We start from the raw sequence: 6,305 nt of genomic DNA, 5'->3' as shown, positions 1-6,305 counted from the left end.
GCGCTGGGTCATTCTTTCTGTTAAATTCTGGTCAAGAATAAAATCAATAGCGTACTCATAAGTTTCGGGAGCTTGAGAACTTTGCGGGGCCTGCTCGATAGTAATGCCGTTTGCCAGACTGCCTATTTTGAAATAAAGCATAATGCCGACTATTAATAAAGCAGCTAATAACAGGGCAGTAATAAGACCTCCCCAAGATTTTCCTTCACCGTCTCCGGCTTTACGGCTCTTTAACTTGTCTCTGATACTCATAACTTGTTGATTACTCTTTTCTTCCTCTGAATTTGGATTTGAATTATTTATTATTACGGACTCGGACTCTGGAGCTGTGTATTCAGGCTCGTTATCTAGTTCGCTGATAAAATTGTTTGTATTATCGTGTTCGTTGTCGTTGTCGTGATCATGATCATCGCCGATTATAGAAGCTGCCTCACTGAGTGCGCCCAGTGAAGAAATATCAAAGTCGTCATTATCTTCGTGTTCGTCAGGGTCATTAAGCAAACTCGGCAAATTTTCGGATTCAGATTCTGATTCTGATTCAGAGTCTGACTCGTTATTGCTTTCAGGTTCCGGCGTATCTTGATTAATATCATCGTCTAAATCAATATTAAACGAGCTGAAATCGGGTTCGGGTTCGGGTTCGTTATTGATTTCTAGTAAATTTTCCGGCTCGCTTTCACTTTCTTGAATGGGCAAATCAATATCTTCAATTTCTATAGGCTCGTTTTCTTGTTCCGGTTCTGACTCGTTATTGATTTCGGGTAAAATTTCGCTTCCCTGCTCGTTTTCTGATTCTGGCTCTGACTCATGCTCATTATTTGAATCTTGTTCAGGCTCGTTAATATTCTCGTCAAAATCGGGTATAAACGGTTCGGGCTTGCTTTGAGGCTTGAATTCTGGCAGCTCGTCAAAAGGATTCAAATCCTGCTCCAAATTTTGATTAATATTATCTTGAGCGATGTCAAGGGGCGACTCTGTCATTGCTTGAGCTATATTAGCGCGTAATTTTTCCTCGGCCGTCTGTTGCTCGTTATTATTATCTTGTGTAAAATCGGGCAGATTATAAGGCTCGTTATTACCGCTTTCAAGTGTTAAGGGGTTTCCTGTCATGGCTTCGGCGATATCGGCCATTAATTTGTCTTCAGCGGTTGCAGTACTTTCCGGCATGGTAACGCTAATAGGTGCAGGCTCGGACTCGTTGTTCTCGTCTTCATTGTCAATTACAGGAATTACAGGGAGTTCGTCTTCCTGTTCGCTTGTTTGTTCGTCAATTACAGGAATATCGGGCAAATTTTCAGGTTCTGATTCGTTTTCTTGTTCGTACTGTTCTGACTCTGACTCATTATTTGCGATAACTTGTAAATCATCGGGATTTGATTCCGGCTCGTCATCACTATCTGCAAAAAACGGCTCTTGTTCGCTGCTATTATTATCGTCAGCAATAACGGGCAAGTCTTCATTAATTGAATTATCCTGTAAAATTTCGGGCTCGTCTATGTAGCTTGTATCAGGCTCTAAAATTTCCGGCTCGTTTTCTTGCTCGTTATTATCATCATTTGTGATAACGGGTAAAATATCAGGCTCATCTATATAACTTGTATCAATCTCAGGGATTTGCGAAATTTCCGGCTCAGTCTGGCTATTATTTATAACGGGTAAAATTTGCGGCTGGCTTTCTTGCTGTTTGCTTTCACTCTGTGCAATAACATTAGAATTAGAGACAGCTTGCGAAGTGTTTTCTTGATTTTGCTGTGCTGCTTTCTTAACTGGCTTAGGCTTTAACTTCAACGGGGGTAATTTTTTCTCCAAATCCTGAATAAACGCCTCTGCCTCTTGTTTATCTCGTTTATTTTGCTTGGCTGCGTCTAAAATTTGAGCCTCTTTCCTGCTTTCATGTTTTGCGGTTTTCAGGGGCTCGCCTTCTAACATTTCACGTAATTTTTCTTCAGCTGTCTTTACACTCATTATAATTATTGTCCGTCCTTGTAAAATCTTTATTATTATAAATCATGACGTGTAAAAAAAAAGCCTCCCGCTTATATCCGGAAGACTTATTAATGAAAGTAGCCTCAACGAGGTTCGAACTCGTGTTTTAGCCTTGAGAGGGCTACGACCTAGACCACTAGTCGATGAGGCCATTACGATGTGAAATACTATCACGAAAAAATTTTTTGCGCAAGTTTTTATATAAACTAGTGAAATGACGTAATGATTTTAACGCTGAATTCTTTATAATGCATTTATTCAAAAAAATTTTTATCAGGAGTGATTTGTCAGTGAGTGAAAAATTTATTTACAGCCTGAAGGAAGGGGACAGCTCAAACCGTTTATTACTGGGCGGTAAGGGTGCGAATTTATGCAAGATGGCTCAAAGCGGGCTGCCTGTTCCTGCAGGGTTTATATTAACGACTGAAGTCTGCCGCAAATATATGCAGGATCCCGGAATAATGAATCAATTATGGGACGATGTGAAAAAATCAGTCTCTCAGCTCGAACAAGAAACCGGCAAAATCTGGGGAGGCTCGCAAAATCCCTTGTTAGTCTCTGTTAGATCCGGCGCGCCCATATCAATGCCCGGAATGATGGAGACGATTTTAAATTTAGGCCTGAATGATAATACAGTGAAGGGTTTAGCTGAGACTTCAGGCAATAAGAGATTTGCGCTTGATAGTTACAGGAGATTTATACAAATGTTCTCAAGCGTTGTAGACGAGGTAAATTTTGATTTATTCGAGTCAGCACTCGCAAAAGCACGCAAAGAGTCAAACGCCGAGCAGGATTATCAGATTCCGGCCGAACAGCTCGAAAAATTATTAGTCGAATACAAGGCAATATACAAGAATTCAACGGGGCGCGAATTTCCTTCAGATCCATGGGAGCAGTTAAGACGCGCAATTGAAGCAGTCTTCAAAAGCTGGAATATTCCACGCGCAATAACTTACAGGAAAATTAACAAGATCGATGACAATTTAGGCACAGCTGTAAACGTTATCGCTATGATATTCGGGAATCTCGGCGATGATTGCGGGACTGGTGTATGCTTTACTCGTAATCCTTCAACTGGTGAAAATAAATTATACGGCGAATTCTTAATTAATGCTCAGGGTGAGGACGTTGTTGCAGGAATCAGAACGCCCATGCCTATAGCCGAACTTGAGAAAAAAATGCCCGAAAATTATGCAAAACTTTGCGAGCTCACTAAATTGCTTGAGAATACTTATCAGGAAATGCAGGATATAGAATTCACGATTGAGCGCGGAAAATTATTTTTATTGCAGACTCGTGCAGGGAAACGAACAGCCGCCGCAGCCGTAAAAGTCGCCGTCGACATGGTAAATGAGGGCTTAATCGACACAAAGACAGCAGTAACGCGTGTATCTCCGGATCAAGTCGAGCAGTTATTACACCGTCAAGTTGATAAATCAGCTAAGCAGGATATTATTGCAAAGGGTCTACCAGCTTCACCGGGTGCAGGTGCGGGAATGCTCGTATTTTCTGCTGATGAGGCCGAAGAATGGTCAAGACAAAATAAACCGGTAATTTTGGCACGTCCTGAAACAAGCCCGGACGATATTCACGGGTTATTTGCTTCAAATGGAGTAGTTACATCAAGAGGCGGAATGACGAGTCATGCTGCTGTAGTTGCCCGCGGAATGGGTAAGCCGGCCGTTTGCGGTTGTGAGAGCGCATTAATTGACGTTGATAAAGAGACTCTAACAGTTGATAATCGCGTATTCAAAAAAGGCGACTGGGTAACAGTTGACGGCACAACAGGAAATTTACTCGCCGGAGAAGCAAAAATGATTGACGCTGAATTTAGCGATGACTTCAAGAAATTATTAACATGGGCAGACGAGAACGCAAAATTAATGGTCTGGACAAATGCAGATACTCCGGAAGATGCAAAGAGGGCGCGCGAATTCGGGGCGAAAGGTGTCGGACTTTGCAGGACTGAACACATGTTTATGGGCGTTGATAGATTGCCGGTTATGCAGCGTTTAGTCGTGGCACTGGGAACAAGCGAGTCGGGCAAGGAAGAACGCAGGGACGCTCTGGCAAAATTGAAGGTCATGCAGAAAAATGATTTTCTAGGAATCTTCAAAGCTATGGACGGCCTGCCAGTTATTATAAGATTGTTAGATCCGCCCTTACATGAATTCTTGCCTAAGGAGCCGAATATACTCGAAGACTTAAAGAAAGCTGCTCCCGATTCACCTGAAGCAAAACGCTTAAATGACACTCTCGAAAAAGTTCACCAGTTACACGAGAATAACCCGATGTTAGGATTCAGGGGCTGCCGTCTGGGAATGATTTATCCTGAAATTTATGAGATGCAGATGAGCGCAATTTTTGAGGCAGTTGTCGAACTCACTAAGGCCGATATTACAGTCAAACCTGAAGTAATGATTCCTTTAGTCGGGACTAAACCGGAAATGAAATTCTTTAGAGAGATGGCCGACAGAATCGCAAATGAAATCATGAAAGAAAGCGGCGTAAAATTCTCGTATTTAGTCGGGACTATGATAGAAGTTCCAAGAGCGGCACTTGTTGCTGACCAGTTAGCAGAATATGCGCAGTTCTTCTCATGCGGGACAAATGACTTGACACAAACGACACTGGGATATTCACGCGATGATGCAGAGAATAAATTTTTATTCCAGTACATAGACAAAGGAGTCTTCAAAGAAAATCCGTTTGCTGTACTTGATCGCGACGGGCCTGGGCAGCTCGTAAAAATGGCAGTCGAGAAGGGCCGCAAAGTGAATGATAAATTATCCGTCGGAATTTGCGGAGAACACGGCGGAAATCCTGAAAGTATTGCATTCTGTCATTCGCTTAATTTAAATTATGTATCATGTTCACCGTTTAGAGTTCCAGTTGCTAGGATTGCGGCGGCTCAGGCGGCTTTAGGCGTGTTGAAGTAAGTAAAATATTTCTCCTTTCCTGTTATAATCGCAGGGAGGGAGAATTTACCCTAATTTATCACCGTTATTAACATTTTCGCTCTTGTCAGGAATTATTAAGACGACTCCCCCGTTGCTATAAGTGCCGAGTACTAATACTTCGCTCATAAAGTCAGCAATTTGCCTAGCTGGGAAGTTTATGACTGCTAAAATTTTTTTGCCGGGCAAGTCTTCAAGTTTGTAGTATTCAGTTATTTGTGCGCTTGATTGTTTCAGGCCTATATCTCTCCCGAAATCGATTAATAATTTATAAGCTGGCTTTCTTGCTTTAGGAAATGACTCGGCTTTTATTATAGTTCCTGCTCTGATGTCTAGTTTTGTGAAATCGTCAAAAGCTGCCATTATTTATTTTCCTCATGATAAAGTGATTTGATGAAAAGCGTATAAATCAGTATTTTGATCATGTTTTAATAATAATTCCTTGCGCGGTGTTGTTATATTATGAGATATAATTTCTTCTATTGATGTTACTGCCTTAAGAACTGTATCAATACTAATAGACGGTATAGTTTTATTATCATTAAGATAACGGCTTAAATATTCCGCTGAAGGATTCTTTATTCCCTGACGTTCGCATATAAGCCAGCACACAGACTCGGCTTCGAATTCGCTAATTTCTAATGGTAAATTATATCTTTCAGGTAAATATTCTATATCTGGAGTATATAAATGACCGCAATATATATGACCTAGTTCATGATAAGTTGAAGTAAGCTGTGTAGTAAAATCATGATTCTTGTTAATCGTAATTGCAAATGGAATTCTAAATTTGTATATTACACGGGATTTTGTATATTGTCCTGTTTTATTCACTGCTTCTACATTACCGTAAAAATCAGTGCCGTAATCGTTATTGTATACTTCTATGCCATGAAAAAATAAACACTTAATAAATTTTTCAAGTTCTGATAAAGAAATCTCCCCATGTGCCTTAAACGGATTCAAAATTTCTTCTGGAAGAGTTTTCCCCTCCGTATCGTTTAATTCATATACAAATTGAACCGGCCCGAATGGACGCAGAATTACAAGAGGACGTGCACCGGGTTTAGGTTTGCGCTGAAAACGTTCTGCCCAGTCTTTAACGCTTGCTACATATTTGCTGCCTGGCTTTTGCATTTGAATTAACATCGCATTAAACGGGGCAATATTACGAAAACGTGCAACAAATTTTAATAGCTCATCATATTCTTTACTATTTCTATATCTGCCTACTTCTTGAAATAATTTATCTAGTTCAGAGACAGTATTTTTTCGATTACGCATTATTGATATCAACTCCAATTTTGCTTATATTGACACAAATATTTTACGCCATATATTATTAATCCGCAAAATCACTTA

Annotated in this window: 4 protein-coding genes and 1 tRNA gene; 1 reads left to right on the top strand and 4 read right to left on the bottom strand. The window is 40.5% G+C overall.

The annotated features are described in order from the left end of the window. Both IJS99_03495 and IJS99_03490 read right to left on the bottom strand, forming a co-directional pair. Positions 1–1,965, bottom strand: a 1,965-nt coding sequence (locus tag IJS99_03495) for a hypothetical protein (protein MBQ7560886.1), incomplete at its 3' end; no start/stop codon positions are given. 99 nt (positions 1,966–2,064) lie between these two features. Further along, positions 2,065–2,137, bottom strand: a tRNA-Glu gene (locus IJS99_03490). Between the two features lie 97 nt (positions 2,138–2,234). Here IJS99_03490 and IJS99_03485 point away from each other — a divergent pair. Next, positions 2,235–4,925: a pyruvate, phosphate dikinase gene (locus IJS99_03485; protein MBQ7560885.1), complete on the top strand. Its 2,691-nt coding sequence runs from the start codon at positions 2,235–2,237 to the stop codon at positions 4,923–4,925. Between the two features lie 45 nt (positions 4,926–4,970). Here the strand turns inward: IJS99_03485 and IJS99_03480 are convergent, their stop codons facing one another. Together IJS99_03480 and IJS99_03475 are read right to left on the bottom strand one after the other, a co-directional pair. Beyond that, on the bottom strand, positions 4,971–5,306 hold the full coding sequence (locus IJS99_03480) for a tRNA-binding protein (GenBank protein ID MBQ7560884.1): 336 nt from the start codon (positions 5,304–5,306) through the stop codon (positions 4,971–4,973). A 12-nt stretch (positions 5,307–5,318) separates the two neighbouring features. After that, positions 5,319–6,227: a hypothetical protein gene (locus IJS99_03475; GenBank protein ID MBQ7560883.1), complete on the bottom strand. Its 909-nt coding sequence runs from the start codon at positions 6,225–6,227 to the stop codon at positions 5,319–5,321. Positions 6,228–6,305 lie beyond the last annotated feature (78 nt).

The organism is Synergistaceae bacterium (assembly GCA_017444345.1).
Lineage (GTDB): Bacteria > Synergistota > Synergistia > Synergistales > Aminobacteriaceae > JAFUXM01.
Note: the sequence above shows the minus strand (reverse complement) of the source record. Positions and strands in the feature narration are given on the sequence as shown.

Excerpts from the sequence above, each read along its gene's own strand:
- IJS99_03485 (MBQ7560885.1), top strand. The coding sequence starts at position 2,235 with ATGCATTTATTCAAAAAAATTTTTATCAGGAGTGATTTGTCAGTGAGT.
- IJS99_03480 (MBQ7560884.1), bottom strand. The coding sequence starts at position 5,306 with ATGGCAGCTTTTGACGATTTCACAAAACTAGACATCAGAGCAGGAACT.
- IJS99_03475 (MBQ7560883.1), bottom strand. The coding sequence starts at position 6,227 with ATGCGTAATCGAAAAAATACTGTCTCTGAACTAGATAAATTATTTCAA.